Below are 17,883 nucleotides of genomic sequence, written 5' to 3' on the forward strand. Positions count from 1 at the left end.
TAAAATGAAACTTCAATCTATCTCATTGGCTATTTTACTATCTGTTGGTTTAGTGGGTGTTGCACAAGCAGCTGTTGTAGGTGAATCAAGTGATATTGGTAATATTGTAGTTGGTTCTACAGGTTCACTTGGACCGACTCATCCAAACTCAGGTGTTGGTTTTGGTGTTAACACTCTTTATAACGGTGCAATTGTTGCATTCTCAGGTTTTAACGGCTATGCAGATGGCAATGGCGTTGTACGTCTAAGCCCGTACTTACCTGGGCTTCCAGCGTCTCATGCTGGGATTGGTTATGCTAACTATAAACAAGTGCCTACACAAGACGTTTGGTTTGGTGAGTGGAATGCCGAAGCCAAAGATGCCAGCGGTAAGCGTTTAGGTACGGTTGATCCAGCAACACACACTGTTTATTACAATGGTAAAGATGCGGATACCAGCGTACCGTCTACAGGTACTGCAAATTATAGTGTTCAAGGTGTCAATAATTATAATGGCTCTAATTTATTGTCAGGTACTTTTACCGCTAACTTTGCAACCAAACAGTTAACGGGTTCATTGAGCGATAGTTCACGTACCTTTAATTTGGGTACTGCAACAATTAATAACGACGCAACGATTAGTGGTTCAAATGCATCTTGGACGACTAATCCGTCAGCTGGTGCAGGGACAGTTTCAGGTCAATTCTATAATAGCCAAAGCAGCTTAGCTGGAATTGCAACATTTAACAATAATGTGCATGACGTTGCTTTTGGTGGAAAAAAATAATGATTTAAATGAGAAAGGCTTACTTCGGTAAGTCTTTCTTTTTTTATTCTATCTGGTGAGTTTATAGATGAAAAAAATAGTATTGCTTGGTGCCGTATTGCAGTGTGGACAATGTGTTTATGCAGCGGATGATACCAGTATCAGGTTAAATCAGGAAATTAGCCAACAGCAATATCAAAATGATAAGAAACTACTCAAATCAGAAGACCCTAAGAACACACAAGCATTACCGAATCTGATCATACAAGGTCAAGAATATGTGGTTAAGGATGAACCCGCAGAAGTTGCATATGCACTTTACTTGGCAGTGATGCAAAAACAATGGCAAGTGGCTTTAAGCTATCTTGAAAAATATAAAAAATTTCCAAATTATGACCAGGCTTTGACTGAGTTCGCTGAGGGCGTCATGGCACGAACACAGGGGAATTTAAGTTTAGCTGAGATTAAACTAAAACACAGTCTAGAGATTCAATCCAATAATTTAATGACTCAACTTGAACTGGCTCGTGTCTATACTGAACAACAAAAAAATCAGCAAGGTCAACAGTTATTTCAGCAGATTCAATCTCAACTTGCTCTGTCTACAGATCCCGCTGCCCACGGTATTGGTCAAACCGTAGAGATGTATCTCAAAGGGCTTAAACAACGAGATGAATGGCATGGTTCATTGGCGTTTGGTTCACGTTATGCCAGTAATGTTAATAATGCTTCCGATAAATACGACATCATTACGTATTATGGCATTGACCCTGAGACTAAGAAGGTCGTTCCTATTGAACAAGTAAAGCGTGGCACACCTGACGCGATCAGTGCGCAAGGTTTGGATTATGAAGCCACCTTAACTAAACGATGGTCGCTTTCTGGACAACATGGCATTGCATTGCGTGGATTATTCTATGGTCAAGTTTATCCAGAGCAGACTGATTATAATGAATTAACTTTTAATTTAAATGCGGGTTATAGTTATTACAACGAACGTAATCAAGTCTTGATTGCACCCGTATTTGAACATAAATACTATGCCCACGACCCACTCTATAGTGCCTATGGGCTAAGGGGGGAGTGGATGCGTTTTATCTCCAACGACAAAGCTGTCAAGTTAGAAGCCGAAATGAAGGATATAAATTATTCCCAGTATAAAGGCCAAGATGGTTTGGAATATTCTGTCTATTCAACCTTTTGGAAAATTTTACCGAAAAACTGGACGCTATTTGGCGGGCTGGATTTTGTCGACCATAATACCCAAGAACAATATTTTACGGCTTATCAACAACAAGGCGTGCGTTTAGGCCTTTCCAAAAACTTTGACTCAGGTTTTAACGCAAATTTATTTAGTTCTTTCCGTTGGCGTCAATTTGATAAATTTACTCCAGTGTTGGAGGCTAGACGACATGATTTTGAACAAAATTATACTTTAATTCTAAGTGCACCACGCTGGGCTTTTTATGGTTTAACACCTAATCTCACTTATCAATATAATCAAAATAACAGCAATGTAGAGTGGCTATATTCTTATGGTAAACATAATGTTAGTTTAAAGCTGGAGCATCGGTTTTAAAATATTGTAGAGGTTTTATTTCTATTTGAGGAATTGAAACCGTACAAAAGCAGTCTTCTTACTGAATTCTAATTTAGACATTTATATAGCCAAATTGAATTTCAATAAATCTAAATTTTAAATGGGTCTAAGATATAGAGAAAATCCTTCGATTCCCTCTATTCATTCATCATTTATTGAGCAAGAAAACTGACAGCTTCCTCAATCAAGGCTGAAATTTCTTTTGGATGTGATGCCAAAGAAGCATGGCTTGCATCTAACGAAATCACTTTTTTTGCATTTAAGCGTGCCGACATGATTTTTTGATTTTCAGGGTGGATCATTCGATCTTGAGTCGAGATTTGATACCAAGATGGTTTCGTTTTCCATGCTGGCGTTGAAATCGTATCGGCAAAAGTGCTTGCTACTGGCGCTTTTTGGGTGACACCCATTGCAAACCCTTCATCTTTGGTTAAATCCTGACAGAAACTTTCATGGAATTTATCTGCTTTAAGCCAGAGATAACCATCACTGTCTGGTTCTAAGTTTGGTGCAGCCTCAGGTAAATGTTGTTGAGTAATGCCGCCAGGGCTTTCGTTTGAGTCCGGTGCAAAAGCAGCAATATAAACCAGACCTACGACATTTGCTTGATTGCCAACTTCAGTAATTACAGCACCACCATATGAGTGACCAACCAGAAGCACATCTCCTTTAACTTGCGCAATCATTTTTCTTGTTCGTTCAACATCTTCAGCCAGTGAGCTAAGCGGGAGTTCTACTGCACGTAATGATTCATATCCTCGGTGAGCCAGCTCAGTTACCACTTTACTCCAATGAGCAGCGCCTCCCCAAAATCCGTGTACGAATATAATTGTCGGTTTATTACTCATGTGTGTCTCCTAGCTAAATGCTATTGTATTTGTTGAGCTAAATGATTGAAGACTTTCTGTATAAAGATTGGATAGATATAGGATGTAATTTTTATACTCAAAAAAGCTTCTATAAACGATTATTCATGTTTAAATTCACTTTAACAATAACAGAAACACCAATGTTTTTGCAGAAACACTTTTTAGGAATTGTGACAAAAAATGAGAGATGAATATGCTGAAAAAAGTGCTTTAACGGATATATTCTTTGATATTTATCAGTTTGCAAAAATATCTGGTGAGATCTATGACTTCGCACGATTTACAGATCAACAACAGTTAAGCTTTAAACAGGATTACGCATATATCCATATCGTTCAGCAGGCGACATGCAGACTTAAAGTTGCATGCACTAATCTAGATCTGGTTTTAAAAGCAGGGGATATTATTGTTCTACCTTCGGCTGGAGAACACACGATTGAATTGCTGGATGCTGAAAACCAAGCAGCCGCTGTGATTAGCTGTATTTTTAAACTTAGTGGAATTTATGGCGAAGCCATAATCGAGGGGTTGCCTCACTATATCCATGTCCCATCGCACAATGATACTGATAAAATTGCAGAATGGGTGCCAATGACTGTTGCTGCGATAAAGCTTGAGCTTGAATATCCTAGCCTTGGTAGTCAAGTGATGCTTTCACGTATCATTGATCTTCTATTGGTATGGTCAATACGGTTTTGGTTGGCAAAGGCAACCATTGAACATAAAAGCTGGATTGTTGCTTTACGTGATCCCACGATTAGTAAAGCATTATCTTTGCTGCATGATCGTCCTGCTTATGCATGGGATGTAGAAAATTTGGCTCAATCCACCCATCAATCACGTTCAAGTTTTGCTAAAAAATTTGTAGAACTGGTGGGAGTTTCACCAATTCAATATTTAAAAAATTGGCGGATGAGACTGGCAGGTCAGTTTCTAAAAGAGACAGACAAAAATATCTTTCAAATTGCTGAATTAGTAGGGTATAGCTCACAAGCAGCATTCACTCGTGCTTTTACACAAACATATGGATGCGCACCGAAAGTATTTAGAGCGTCATTGATACAAAGTGATCTATAAATACAAATGATCAACTTTAGTTTTTTATGCTTTAAAACGCGCTTTAACACTGAATTGTACTTAGCCAAACTGATCTGGAACAGCAATAAAACTTAAAGATTTAGGCTAGGTTTTAGATTTTTATTAAAGACTTGCTTAGATTGGTTAATGTCATAAATGTAATTCCCAAGACCGTGAATTGTATAGTTTCGGCCTCTAGAATGAAATGATATCTCAATGGGAAGAATGACATGAAAACTTTAATCAGATTAGCTGTTATTGGTCTTTGTAGTGTTTCAAGTTTAAGTTTTGCATCACATCAAAATACGCAAGAAATACGCATTGATCACTTTGGTACAGGTAGCGATGGAGATAATACGTCAGGTCTTTTATTGAAAGAGCCAATAAAACTGGTGCCTTATTCAAAGCTTGATCAAAATAAGGAGCCGCGAATTGAACATTATGGCACAGGCAATGATGGAGACAATACCACAGGGTTATTATTAGTCGATCATGAAAAGTACTATGTGGCAAACACATCTGCTGTGCAAGTTGATACTGTACGTATAGATCATTACGGTACTGGAAATGATGGAGACAATACCACGGGCTTGCTCCTCAAAGATTGATTTACAAAAAATATAGAAGCTTGTTGATAAGTAAGATCAACAAAGATAAAAAAATGGGTGTAATCAATACACCCATTTTTTATTTAAACCAACTAGTATTATTGTGCTGCTTTTTCAGCTGCGATTGAAGCAATTGCTGCATCAATACCGTCAATAGAATCTGCAGCTTTTTTAATACGAGCAAGTGCATCAACAAGTACTTCATCAGCAGTTGCATAAGAAATACGCATATAGCCGCCTAAACCAAAAGCATCACCAGGAACAACAGCAACACCAGTTTCTTCCAACAACCATTCTGAGAATTCTGTGCAAGATTTTAAACCTTTTGCACGAATCAAAGGACGAATGTTGGCATAAGCATAGAATGCGCCATCAGCAGGTAAGCAGCTAATCCCTTGAATTTCATTCAAACCATTCACAACTAAATCATGACGACGTTTGAATGCTTCAATCATCGGTTGAAGTACATCCTGAGGACCATTCAATGCAGCTTCAGCAGCAACTTGTGAAATCGAAGTTGGGTTTGAAGTTGATTGTGATTGGATTTTTTTCATTGCGCCAATCAATTTTGCAGGTCCTGCTGCATAGCCGATACGCCATCCAGTCATTGCATATGCTTTAGATACACCGTTAAGCACGATAACACGCTCATAAAGATCAGGCGCTACAGTCGCAATATTGTAGAACTCATCATCCCAACGGATCGGCTCATACATATCATCAGAAGCAACATAAACTTGAGGATATTTACGGAGCACTTCTGCTAAAGCTTCAAGCTCAGCTTTGCTGTAGATCATGCCTGTTGGGTTTGAAGGGCTATTTAAAACCACCAAACGTGTTTTGTCTGTAATCGCAGCTTCTAGTTGAGCAGGTGTAATCTTGAAACGTTGTTCTTCACCACATTTCACGATGACAGGAACACCTTCAGCAATGATCACCATATCTGGATAGCTTACCCAATATGGTGCTGGAATAATGACTTCATCACCTTTGTTTAACAAAGCAAGTGCTAAGTTAAAGAAAGACTGTTTACCACCACAAGACACTAAAATCTGATTTGCAGCATAGTCAAGATTGTTATCACGTTTTAGTTTCGCAATAATTGCTTTTTTAAGGCCTGGTGTACCATCAACAGCGGTATATTTGGTAAAACCGTTGTTAATCGCTGTAATAGCAGCATCTTTGATGTGTTGTGGGGTGTCAAAATCTGGTTCGCCAGCGCCCAATCCGATTACATTTTTACCCGCAGCTTTTAATTCAGCAGCTTTGTTGGTAACAGCAAGCGTTGGAGACGGTTTGATGGCATTTACACGATCAGAGAGACGTACGTCCACGGCATTATTCCTTCTTATAGGGATTAAAAAAATAAAAAGCACATTATCATAGCCTAATTTTTCATGTTTGGTCGTCTAATATCTATGCAAATTCAATAAATATTCATCAAAAGCAGAAATTAATGTATCAAGAGAATACAAATAAAAGCGAAAGTTTAAGAGCACTCGCATCAAAGCTGAAATTTACGTACAATATAGCCAGTTAAAATTGAGTGAATCACATGAGCACCCAAAATACTCCCAAAAAGAAGCCATTGGTGAATTTACCATTTCCAATGCCATCATCTTTAGAAAATGATGATGATGTTGCCCACAACAACGTCCGTCCTAAACCTGAGCAATATGCAGATCGTACTTGGATGCCACCTCGTGGTACACGCCGTTCGATGGGAAAACGCTAAGTGTTTGAGATATAAAAATAGGTGCTTGATGCACCTATTTTTATAATAAGAATTAAAAAGAATCGTTTACTTAACGCTATAGCATTTATCCTTGTGGAATATTAAGCACTACCATTTAACATTTCCGTGACATATTCATAATAATTTTTTTTCTTTTGATACATCAATAAATCTGCACGTTTCAACATATTGTCTATACTTTCATTTGCAGATGTTGTTGCATAACCAATGGCAATACTAATAGGCTGTGACGAATAATATTGATTGTCGATATTGAGTAATTCTTCAATGGTCATAATCATCGATTCGACGGTCTGTTCATTTGCCGCAGGCATAAGAATCACAAACTCATCTCCACCAATACGGGAAGCGGTATAACTTGTATTGGCAATGGTGCGAGTCAGAATATTGCCCATTCGTCGCAGCAATTCATCACCGACATCATGACCCAACTGATCATTGATGGCTTTTAAACCGTTCATATCAATAAAAATGGCTGAAGTCGGACGCAGTACACCACGCTCTAAACGATTAATTTCCTCTGTATAGAACGAACGATTGAATAATTTAGTCAGAACATCATGTTTTCCTAAATATTCCAAATACGTTTCTGCTTTTTTCCGTGCAGTAATATCAGTCAATGCAACTTGCACTAGACTCCAGTCATGTTCATAACCTGGGAAAACAGTAAATTGAAGCAATACATTTCGTACTGAACCATCCAATGCATAATTTACAGCTTCACGTTGATGATGAATTTTACCATTCCAGAGTTCAATCAGTTGCTCACGGAAAGTCTGATACATCTCTTTTGCAAATACTTTGTTTAAGTTTTTAAACAGGGTTTCTTTGTCTTTGGCTTTAAATAAATCAAGGGTTGCTTGATTGACATCCAATAAGATGATGTCTTCGATACACTGGTTTACAAAGTCGGTATGTACATCTAAGAAGGTGCGAAAATCTTCGATACCAATTTCACGGAGTTGGTCTATGCGGAGTCTTACACGACTAAAATCTTCAACCCACAACGAGGTAGGCGAGTAAATAAAGCGAGATTCTGCCAGTTGGCGATTTTTTTCTTCTAAACGGCGCGCATTTTGATAGTCCGTAATATCTTCAGTGGTGATTAAAACCCGGTCTAAACTGACTTCTGAACCCGGCATGATGATACCGCGTAATTTGATGTCTAATTTTTTGCCTGAAATCGTGTAATTGACTGTGGTATTTGAAAACTCAGCTTCTCCATTCCAAAGTGCAACCAGCTCTTTGATATGTGAGTGCAGCATTTCTTTCTGAAAAATAATATTTAAGTTCTGATACAGGTGTTGCTGATTTCTGGCTTCAAATAAATCTAAGGTTTTTTTATTGACATGTAGAATCTTAATTTTATGTGCGCAAGCCGTAATCTGATCTGGATTTTCTTCTAAAAAGCTTTGAAGATTTGTGATTCCTTGGCCTTTCCACTGATTAAATTGTTCTCTTACTTCGCTATAGTCCTCTATCCACATCGGGGTAGGTGATATATCAAAAATAGAAGAATCAGAAAATTCCATTATAAGATTCTCGTGTGTTGAGCGGTGATCTAGAATGTTTGAAATATATCCTAAAAAAGAGCGATATAAAATAATAAAATCCAAGTTATTTATTACTTATTGTATTTTATGATCGCTGGTTATCCTTTTATTGGGTTTACATTGATGTTGGTTAATTTCAATTAATTTCTTTAATTCTTAAAAGACATTAATCCGTATTTAATAAATAATATGCTTGCTTATCTTGATACATAATTTGATCTGCTTTTTTTAATAAATCATCAATATTTTTATAATGGCTTGTTGTCGCATAACCAATCGCCACATGAATTGGATGTTGAGGATTGTTCAGTCGATCTATCTCTAATTCTTGTTGAATGATCTTCAGTAATGTTTCTATATGCAGATGATTTGATTCAGGCATAAGAATCACAAATTCATCACCCCCAATGCGTGAAACAGAATAAGGTGTTTTGATGGTGGATTTTTTTAACAGGTGTGCAAAACGTTGAATCAGTAAGTCGCCAACATGGTGTCCCTGTAAATCATTCACTCTTTTTAAACCATTGATGTCTAAATACATACATGACAGCGAATTAATTTTTTGAGATTGTAAGCGTTGAATTTCACCGATAAAAAATGTTCGATTATATAACTGCGTTAATTGATCATGTTTATTGGCATGTTGCAGGTGATCTTCTAATTTTTTTCGTTCAGTTAAATCGGTAAAGGCAATTTGCACGGTATCCCAGTTATGTTTTGAATCTGGGAAAATAACAAACTGTTCGAGTACATGCAGCAAATCTCCATTGATTGACTGGTATTCACATTCTCGTTTAAGTTGATGATGATTATTCCATAAGTGTAATAATTGTTTGTGAAAATTTTGTTGATAATTCTCTCTAAAAATATGATTTAAATGCTGATAAAAATGTTGTTCATTGTCGGCATTAAATAAGTCCAGTAAAGCTTGATTTACACCCACTGATCGGATGCTTTCAAAACAAAGAAATAGAAAATCTGGATTTTGCTGAATATATTGATCTAAGTCCGTGACATTATTCGCTACTAATTGATTAAATAATGATTTTATTTTGCTGTAGTCTTTGACCCAGAGGGCAGTGGGCGAATGCAAAAATAGGGATTCTGCAATCCGACGTGCATTTTGACACTGAGAGATATCTTCCGTGGTTAATAAAACTCGATCCCAGCTTTGTTTGGCATCCGTTAAAATATTGGCTCTGAGTTGGATATCAATTTTTTTGCCTTTACAGCTAAGATTGACCACTTGAATTGAGCAATCTGTTTCTTTATTCCAAAGCGCTGAAAAAAACTGGATATGTAAGAGTTCAGTATTTTCTGTATGCATTTCCGGAAATTTTTCTAAAATCTCTGCTAAATCATGCGCTTCATATAAAACCAGAGTGCTTTTATTGATATGAATGGTACGAATCGCCGCCAAACAGGGTTTTAAACGGTTGGTATCTTCCAATAGATGTTGCTTAATATCGGAAATACCTTGCGCAGTCCACTCATCAAATATTTTTTTTATACCACTAAAATCTTGTAGCCACATGGCAATTGGAGACAAATCAAATATTGTTAAATCCATTTGCTCCATATATTTTCCAAAAAATTGTTTATTAATTTAATCTTAACTATATAGCATAAGTAAAAACTTAACATAAATAGTTGTTCAATTAAAAATAATCAAAGCATTTTACTTTTTAGCCCGATGTTCTGCTTTTGGTGCAGCAATAGTACGCTGACCAGTCCATACTGCAATAAAGTCTGTTTCATTTAAATTATAAAGTTCTAAAAGTGCTAAAATAGCCCCTCCAAAAATCATTGAACCTTCTGAATTAGACTGAAATTCAAATATTTTTCCATTTAAGTTGTGCAGAATATCTTGTATTTCAAAAATACGATCTCGACCATTACTGTCGTTAGGATACATTGGCGTATTGAGAATAATCGTAGCAAGGCTTTTTTCAGCTTCAGTTAAATCTAAGCTTTGAATCTTTTGCTCTATATCTGAACTAAATATGACGTCATCAGTTAAAAAACTATGCAGTAATTTTTGCGTGAGCTTAGGCAAGGTTTTTTCTACAAATGGACGGAATGAAGCAGGGAAGATCACATTGCGTGAAATACCTTTAAACATCGGCGCGATTTCTTCGACTTTATAGCCTGCAACACCACAACCCACCGACGTAATAAAATATTTCATCTTCGGGTGATTTTTTGTATAAATTTTAAAATCATCAATATAGTGTTGAATTTGCGAAAGTGGCATTTGTTGTAAATGTTCATTCATGGTCGGTATAGCAAAACTTTGTCCTGCCCAGCCACGTCCAACACCTTTGGTTGCGCCAAAATGTAAATGTGCTGTTTTTGCCGCACCGCCTTGATGAGTGCCCGCCATATTACTACCAAAAACAAACACAGTATCTTCTGGCAAAGTTTTGATTATGCTTTCATCATGATAGTGATATGTCATGTTTTTCAATCTTTTAATTGGCTTGTTTCCATGTTGCTATTGAAATAAAAAAGGGTCAAGGTATTTGTTGAATATTGTGTAAAAAGCCCCATCTAGAATAGGTGTCAATGTATGGGTTTAATTGGTTTCTGTTAAACTACTGTGGCTTCTTCCCGATTGGTTAAAGAGTGAATTATTGTGAGTGAACATCAACCTTTTGAACTTGTTACAAATTATTATGCATAAGTTTGTATAGCATCTTTTGATTGTTTATCTTGTCGTGAAAATGGGAGTGTGGCAAACAGGGAAAATTTCCCTGTTCATTAAATTAAGTTTCTTTATGATTTAACATAGTTTTTATCCAAATTAATTTATTTGATAATTTAACTTGGATTGGAGTGAAAAGTTTTTCCTGAAGATATAGGCTGATTGGTATAAGTAGAATAATAAATATCAGAGTGGAAATCGTATCTAATTGATCAATGCTTTTTGCAGTTTCAATAATTTTGCTAATAGTTGAAACTTGTGTGCTTGCAATGATCAATTTGTAAAGAATAAAATAAATAGAGAGCAAAGGAAGATGTAACATATAAATCGATAGTGAAGCTTTTCCTAATCTTTCAATTAAGGTCGTGATTTTATGATTATTAAAGCTAATGCTTAAAAAACAATAAATCAACGCTAGCTGTGGAAATAAAAACAACCCATTATGTGATAGATAGAACCATAGCTGAGGTGCTGTTTTGACTAGATAATGCATAAGGAAAAATCCAAATCCAGCAAAAAACAGACAAAAGATTTGATATTTTTTTGAGTATATTTTTGAATTTAAACAAATCAAATAAAAAATAATGCCTGCAATGAATTCAGGAAGCCTTAGAAGTGGATTTCTGTGCATTAGACCAATAATATCTGAAGAGAAATTTTGAGTATATGTAAAATAAATAGCTGGAATGAGTGAAAAAAGCCAAAAAGCCATCAAAATTTTTTTGATTTTTCAGAATTTTAACAAAAAAATGAAATGTCAAATAAAAGAAAAATAATGCAGAAACTGACCATGCCGCTGGATTAAGAAATAGAAAATGATAGTCCCATGCCTGAATCAAAGTAATGCTTTCTATTATGTATCTAAAAATATCAATAAAATAAATTTCCATAACCTCATTTGACTGGATTGATGGTAATGCTTGAATTGGAAGTTCAGCAGGAAATGATTTTTTGGTAATAATACTTAATGAAAAGAATGTAATAATAGCCATAGACATTGTGAAAATATGAATAGGGTATAAAGCAGAAAATCTTTTGAGTAAGAAATTTGTATTCGAAAATTTTTTTTCTTCAATTTTTCGATAATAGACATGTGTTAGAATAAATCCAGATAATATAAAAAAAGTACTGGTACCAAAAAAACCATTAAATATCAGTTCATTTAGGATAGAATCATTTATTAAACCTTGGATATGGTACAAAACCATCAATAAAGCCATAGAAAATCGAAGTAAGTCTAACCCAATAATTTTTTTTGATAAAATCATACTTTGCAGCTAATATTTCATAATTATTACATTTTACATAAAAAAACATAAAAATAATAGACTATGTCGATAATTCTTAAGGGTAACCAAATAGATAGGATGGCTATGACTACTGTAAGTTAATTTTTTTGTTTATTTAAAACGATTGCATTCATCCAAATTATTTTAAGTATATAAAAGTTTTATGTTTTAAGTGTTTGATTTATTGTGCTTATTTTTAATTGGTTGCTGTTGGGTGGGGCATTGACGGATTTATTCGGTTGCTTTGCTTAATAATTCTGAGTCAATGACATAAAGCTATATAAAATTTTAGTTTCACTGATGTCTAGTTTTTAGACTAAATATAAGATCATTTGCATACTATGAATTGAATCAGCAGTAATTATTGATTAAATTAGATCACCATGAATATAGTAGCAATAAATGTATTTTCAAACTATTTCACTTGATCGATTTTCAAATACTAGATTTTTGATAAAAATATTGTAGCTTAAGTTGAGAGTTCTTAAACTTAAAAGAGTGTCAATTATTCAGCATTGTATGATGTATAGCGAGTAGTAAATTTGTGATGGTTGCTAATTCTACTTACTCGCTATTTTGAATTGTAAAGGGTCTTTTATATTAATTGTATACTTTGACCAAAGAGCAATATGTCTAAACAAAACTTTTTTGTGTTTTGTTATAAAAATTACTATTTTTATGTAAAGAAAATTCTTTGTGCATGAATGAAAGAATCATTTAAAATTGTTATTTATAAACTGGATCAGTTTACTGCTGAGTGCTAAGTTAGTTTTTTCGTTCACATGCACTTCATCTTTAGATAGACTCATAGGTACAGCTTGATTTTTTTGACTCTGTAAATCAAATGTGCTAGGTGTAATCGTTGTATCTTTCCAAATTTGATCTCCTTCCATATAGCTTTTGATATTAAAGTAATGATTTGTATATGTATTTGATAAACTATTATTAACAATATTAACTTTATCTATAAGATTAAGAGATGGTTTTGTTGATGTAAAAAAACCTACAACTAAGATATTGCTGGTTAAATTTTTATCGATCCAACTGATACATTGATTAGACTTTTCAATAACATATTGAGTTGTACTTAGTGTAGGGTCATTGCCTAGTAAATTATTTTTACCTAGGTTTACAATAAAAATTGAATTATTTTTAACTTTTGGAAAAAGACTTTGGATTGGATAGAAAATATTTTTGTCCACATAAAAATCATTAACTTGTTTTGGAATAAAATAATAACCATTTTGATCAATGCCGATTTGACCTAAATTATTATTTATTTTCACATCGAATGGTTTTAAATAAAAATCTGTTGGCCAATCAGCATCCAGATAGTTTTTTGTATTGAGTACTATTTGAGTATTTTTAAATTTGATTGTTCCAGGAAATGCTCCGACTCTTAAACACATACTATACAAATACTCTCCACCTTTAGCATAATTAATTACGTTATAATTATTTAGATTTGCTGTTTTTGTTAAGGCATTATTCATGTACTCCAGACTACTACTTCCTAATACATAAATATCTTGTTTTGCTTGAGGTAATGTTGGTGTACTCCCTGTTGAAGAAGAATTTCCACCACCACAGCCCTGTGTTGCTAAAGCCAAGTATACCAAGCTGATTGTTTTAATTAATTTATTGCTCATGAGTATTCCGTTAAATTTTTATTTGAGTGAATTTTTGTGAATATATATCATTTAGCAGAACAATCAATATTTTTGTATACTCTTTTAACCTAAATGCATTTTCTTTATACAAATATTTAAGAGCACACTGTGAGCGAAAATTTACCTTTTGAACTTGTTACAAATTATCAACCTGCTGGGGATCAACCACAGGCAATAGCAAAATTAGTCGAAGGCATAAATAAAGGTTTTCACGACCAACTTCTACTCGGTGTAACGGGTTCAGGGAAAACCTATACCATGGCAAATGTGATTGCACAAACCCAACGTCCAACCATTGTCATGGCACATAACAAGACCCTCGCTGCACAATTATATGGCGAATTTAAAGCATTTTTCCCAAACAATGCAGTTGAATACTTCGTCAGTTATTATGACTATTATCAACCTGAAGCTTATGTACCATCTTCGGATACTTTTATTGAAAAAGATTCAGCAATCAATGATCACATTGACCAGATGCGTCTCTCTGCTACGCGTGCTTTATTAGAACGTCGTGATGCGATTATTGTCGCTTCAGTATCCGCGATCTATGGTTTGGGTGATCCCAATGCTTATATGAGTATGTTATTGCATATTGTACAAGGGGATAGAATTAGTCGTGATGACATTATCCGCAGACTTGTTGAAATGCAATATACCCGTAATGAGCTGGAATTTTTACGTGGTACCTATCGTATTCGTGGCGAAATTATCGATATTTTCCCTGCTGAATCGGACCAACATGCAGTTCGGGTTGAGTTGTTTGATGATGAAGTCGATTCAATTCGATGGTTTGATCCAATTACAGGCAAAATGGTACGTAAAGCACCACGTATAACAATCTACCCCAAAAGTCATTATGTAACGCCAAAAGACAATTTGCAGCGTGCAATTGGAACGATTCGTGATGAATTGGCTGATCGTTTAGTGTTCTTTAAAGAACATGAAAAACTCCTTGAAGCACAGCGGATCGAACAACGAACCCGTTATGATTTAGAAATGATGCAACAATTGGGTTATACCAATGGTATTGAAAATTACTCACGGCATTTATCTGGTCGTCCAGCGGGTGAAGCACCTCCGACATTATTTGACTATATCCCAGATGATGCGTTACTGATTATTGATGAATCGCATGTGACTGTTCCACAAATTGGGGCAATGTATAAAGGTGACCGTTCACGTAAAGAAAACTTGGTCAATTATGGTTTCCGTTTACCTAGTGCATTGGATAACCGTCCGATGAAATTTGAGGAATGGGAGCGTATTGTTCCAACCACCATTTATGTCAGTGCAACACCTGCGAAATACGAACTGGAAAAATCTGAACAAGTTGCAGAGCAGGTAGTACGTCCAACTGGATTAGTCGATCCAGAAATTGAAATACGTCCTGTATTGACTCAAGTGGATGATGTGCTTTCAGAAATTAATATCCGTAAAGAACTCGATGAACGTGTTTTAGTCACCACCTTAACCAAACGTATGGCAGAGGACTTAACTTCATATTTAAAAGAATATGGGGTGAAGGTGGCTTATTTACATTCAGATATTGATACCGTTGAGCGTGTCAAAATTATTCACGAATTACGAACAGGGGTACATGATGTTCTGGTCGGGATTAACTTGTTGCGTGAAGGTCTGGATATGCCAGAAGTATCGTTGGTTGCCATTCTTGACGCAGATAAAGAAGGTTTTCTTCGTTCTGAACGCTCATTGATCCAAACCATTGGTCGTGCTGCTCGTCATTTAAAAGGTAAGGCGATTCTATATGCTGACCGTATAACTGATTCGATGCAGAAAGCCATAGATGAAACTGATCGTCGTCGGGCCAAACAAATTCAATTTAATGAAGAGCATGGCATTATTCCGCGCAGTGCTGTACGTCAAGCAATTAAAGAAATTGATACTGGTGAAGTGATCAGTGATGATGAAATTGAAGCAGGTATAAGTGACCAGCATCAGGCGTTAACTGCGGATGAACGTCACATTTTATCTGATCCAAAACTCTTTACGAAGCACATTAGCAAGCTTGAAAAAGAAATGCTAAAAGCATCTAAAGAGTTACAATTTGAACAAGCTGCGCGATTACGTGACGAAATTGTGCGTTTAAAAACCAGAATGTTAAAGTAATTGTCTCTTTGTGGGATGATTACACTTTGGTACTTGCTGTAGCTTTAGTTTGAACAAGGATACATAAAGCTACAGTCTAAGTTTAAATTTCTGATTATTTTATAATAAATAGTAAAAAGTAATGCTGAGGGTATAAGGTGCAATTATTCAAAATATTACCCAATTCTTATGACTTTAAAAAATTAATAATCGTATTCGGGGTGGTTTTTTCCAGCTTTTTTTATCCAAAAGTCTATGCGGAAAATTCGACTTTAGCTGCGATTCCAAAATTGGAATTGGGTCAATATTTAGGGCTATGGTATGAAATCGCCCGTAAACCAATGTATTTTCAAAAAGATTGTAAGTCAGATGTGACTGCACGATATACCGTGAATGAATATGGCAATGTTGCAGTTGATAATCGATGTGTAGATCAAAATGGACAAGAATTACGTTCATTGGGTGAAGCATTTATCAGTAATGAGCCATTTAATTCAAAATTTAAAGTGAGTTTTATTCCAGAAGCGATTCGTTGGATGCCCGTGGGCCGTGGTGATTATTGGGTATTAAAAATTGATTCAAACTATCAAATGGCTTTGGTGGGAGAACCGAAGCGAAAATATTTGTGGTTGCTGTCTAGAGACCCTCATCCAGATGAAACAAAAGTAACTGAATTTCTTCGTTATGCACAGACTGTTGGTTTTAACTTAAAAGATCTGATACGAACCAAGCAGAACGCGCAAGAATAATCAGAAATTTAAGCCGATATATTTTGAATATTTCGATATTTGCAAATCTTGAGTTTGGAAAAATAATTGAATATTCAAATTAATTTTGGGTGAAGATGTTTATAATGCCTAAGAATTTATTTGAAAATCACCGTGAGGCGACAGATGTTTAAGGGCGTCGTATTGTCTGTATTGGCATCTGTAACATTTGGGGTTTTATACTTTTATACCAAATTGCTGGGCGATCTAGATAGTCAACAAACCTTTGGTTGGCGGATTATTGCCACTTTACCGTTCCTGACCTTATTTATGTTATTGAGCGGTGATTTTGTTCATGTCAAAACCATTTACCGTCGAATGGTCAAACAACCTGCTTTATTACTTTTATTGATCATCACTTCTATCTTGACCTGTTTCCAACTCTGGCTTTTCCTTTGGGGGCCGATGAATGGGCGGGGCTTACAAGTATCGCTTGGATATTTTCTTTTACCCTTGGTTCTCGTCCTTGCTGGTAGCATTTTTTATAAAGAGAAATTATCAAAATTTCAGATGGTTGCCGTTGCTTTTGCTGTTCTTGGGGTAGGGCACGAATTATGGCGTTTGGGCAGTATTGCATGGGAAACCCTCAGTGTTGCATTGGGCTATTCGCTTTATTTTCTGGTTCGAAAAACCATTAAAACCGATAATTTAGGTGGCTTTTGGTGGGATATTTTAATTTGCATTCCCATCGCAATTTATTTCACGCAAACCGGATTAGATGCATATAGCCAATTTGCTGATGCACCCGTTTTAATCGTTGTGGTTGCAGGGCTTGGAATACTGAGTGCGATTGGTTTAGGAAGCTATATTTTAGCGAGTCGTCATTTGCCGATGGTCTTATTTGGATTGTTAAGTTATTTAGAACCTGTTTTGTTGGCCTTAGCATCCTTGGCGTTGGGTGAATCTATTTCAGCAGATGAATGGTTTACCTATATTCCAATTTGGTGTGCTGTGGGGGTTTTGGTATTGGAAGGGATTTGGCATCTCTATCAACAAAACAATAAACGGAAAAACTTAGCCTTGAATATCGAGAAATTAGACGAAAGAATCAGTTAATCAAAAGAAAATAAATTGATAATTGTTGGACTATAATTTTTAAAAGTGTTAAATTTATCTCATTAATCCATGTTTTAATT

Annotated in this window: 16 protein-coding genes; 8 read left to right on the top strand and 8 right to left on the bottom strand. The window is 35.5% G+C overall.

Annotated features, from left to right (window positions below; all coding sequences use genetic code 11):
* Positions 1 to 4 precede the first annotated feature (4 nt).
* Both MTO68_RS09115 and MTO68_RS09120 read left to right on the top strand, forming a co-directional pair.
* Positions 5 to 766 (top strand): Slam-dependent surface lipoprotein, encoded by a 762-nt coding sequence (locus tag MTO68_RS09115; RefSeq protein ID WP_004820661.1) that lies wholly within the window; start codon positions 5 to 7, stop codon positions 764 to 766.
* A gap of 67 nt (positions 767 to 833) precedes the next feature.
* Positions 834 to 2,324, top strand: a complete 1,491-nt coding sequence (locus MTO68_RS09120; RefSeq protein ID WP_244015696.1) for a surface lipoprotein assembly modifier — start codon at positions 834 to 836, stop codon at positions 2,322 to 2,324.
* Positions 2,325 to 2,497: 173 nt separating this feature from the next.
* On the opposite strand, the gene MTO68_RS09125 is transcribed toward MTO68_RS09120, so the two are convergent.
* A complete protein-coding gene (locus MTO68_RS09125; RefSeq protein ID WP_244015697.1) occupies positions 2,498 to 3,193 on the bottom strand; it encodes an alpha/beta hydrolase in 696 nt (231 codons plus the stop codon).
* A gap of 201 nt (positions 3,194 to 3,394) precedes the next feature.
* On the opposite strand from MTO68_RS09125, the gene MTO68_RS09130 reads away from it, so the two are divergent.
* Together MTO68_RS09130 and MTO68_RS09135 are read left to right on the top strand one after the other, a co-directional pair.
* A complete protein-coding gene (locus tag MTO68_RS09130) occupies positions 3,395 to 4,291 on the top strand; it encodes an AraC family transcriptional regulator (protein WP_244015698.1) in 897 nt (298 codons plus the stop codon).
* Positions 4,292 to 4,521: 230 nt separating this feature from the next.
* Entirely contained in the window at positions 4,522 to 4,899 is a 378-nt protein-coding gene (locus MTO68_RS09135; protein ID WP_244015699.1) for a hypothetical protein, read from the top strand.
* Positions 4,900 to 4,997: 98 nt separating this feature from the next.
* Here MTO68_RS09135 and MTO68_RS09140 read toward each other — a convergent pair whose 3' ends face one another.
* Positions 4,998 to 6,233 carry a pyridoxal phosphate-dependent aminotransferase gene (locus tag MTO68_RS09140; protein WP_004820670.1) on the bottom strand — a complete coding sequence of 412 codons (1,236 nt, stop codon included), beginning with the start codon at positions 6,231 to 6,233 and terminating at the stop codon, positions 4,998 to 5,000.
* Between the two features lie 221 nt (positions 6,234 to 6,454).
* On the opposite strand from MTO68_RS09140, the gene MTO68_RS09145 reads away from it, so the two are divergent.
* Positions 6,455 to 6,634: a hypothetical protein gene (locus MTO68_RS09145; protein WP_004721316.1), complete on the top strand. Its 180-nt coding sequence runs from the start codon at positions 6,455 to 6,457 to the stop codon at positions 6,632 to 6,634.
* Between the two features lie 101 nt (positions 6,635 to 6,735).
* On the opposite strand, the gene MTO68_RS09150 is transcribed toward MTO68_RS09145, so the two are convergent.
* The 6 genes from MTO68_RS09150 to MTO68_RS09175 form a co-directional block, all read right to left on the bottom strand.
* Positions 6,736 to 8,187: a GGDEF domain-containing protein gene (locus MTO68_RS09150; RefSeq protein ID WP_105712947.1), complete on the bottom strand. Its 1,452-nt coding sequence runs from the start codon at positions 8,185 to 8,187 to the stop codon at positions 6,736 to 6,738.
* Positions 8,188 to 8,374: 187 nt separating this feature from the next.
* Positions 8,375 to 9,778, bottom strand: a complete 1,404-nt coding sequence (locus MTO68_RS09155; RefSeq protein WP_244015700.1) for a GGDEF domain-containing protein — start codon at positions 9,776 to 9,778, stop codon at positions 8,375 to 8,377.
* A 108-nt stretch (positions 9,779 to 9,886) separates the two neighbouring features.
* Positions 9,887 to 10,666 carry a hypothetical protein gene (locus MTO68_RS09160; protein WP_004721311.1) on the bottom strand — a complete coding sequence of 260 codons (780 nt, stop codon included), beginning with the start codon at positions 10,664 to 10,666 and terminating at the stop codon, positions 9,887 to 9,889.
* Positions 10,667 to 10,973: 307 nt separating this feature from the next.
* A complete protein-coding gene (locus MTO68_RS09165; RefSeq protein WP_347814809.1) occupies positions 10,974 to 11,624 on the bottom strand; it encodes an acyltransferase family protein in 651 nt (216 codons plus the stop codon).
* Complete coding sequence (locus MTO68_RS09170; protein ID WP_244015702.1) at positions 11,512 to 12,180, bottom strand: acyltransferase; 669 nt, start codon at positions 12,178 to 12,180, stop codon at positions 11,512 to 11,514. Before MTO68_RS09170 ends, MTO68_RS09165 begins: the two co-directional genes overlap by 113 nt.
* Positions 12,181 to 12,914: 734 nt before the next feature.
* A complete protein-coding gene (locus MTO68_RS09175) occupies positions 12,915 to 13,850 on the bottom strand; it encodes a hypothetical protein (protein ID WP_244015703.1) in 936 nt (311 codons plus the stop codon).
* Positions 13,851 to 13,979: 129 nt separating this feature from the next.
* Between MTO68_RS09175 and uvrB the strand changes: the two genes are divergently transcribed.
* The 3 genes from uvrB to rarD all read left to right on the top strand — a co-directional run bounded on the left by uvrB (position 13,980) and on the right by rarD (position 17,803).
* Entirely contained in the window at positions 13,980 to 16,001 is a 2,022-nt protein-coding gene (gene uvrB, locus MTO68_RS09180; protein ID WP_244015704.1) for an excinuclease ABC subunit UvrB, read from the top strand.
* Positions 16,002 to 16,138: 137 nt separating this feature from the next.
* Entirely contained in the window at positions 16,139 to 16,729 is a 591-nt protein-coding gene (locus MTO68_RS09185) for a lipocalin family protein (protein WP_239045892.1), read from the top strand.
* 144 nt (positions 16,730 to 16,873) lie between these two features.
* A complete protein-coding gene (rarD, locus tag MTO68_RS09190; RefSeq protein WP_244015705.1) occupies positions 16,874 to 17,803 on the top strand; it encodes an EamA family transporter RarD in 930 nt (309 codons plus the stop codon).
* Positions 17,804 to 17,883 lie beyond the last annotated feature (80 nt).

Origin of the sequence: Acinetobacter sp. NyZ410 (assembly GCF_022828975.1) — a bacterium.
Classification (GTDB): domain Bacteria; phylum Pseudomonadota; class Gammaproteobacteria; order Pseudomonadales; family Moraxellaceae; genus Acinetobacter; species Acinetobacter guillouiae.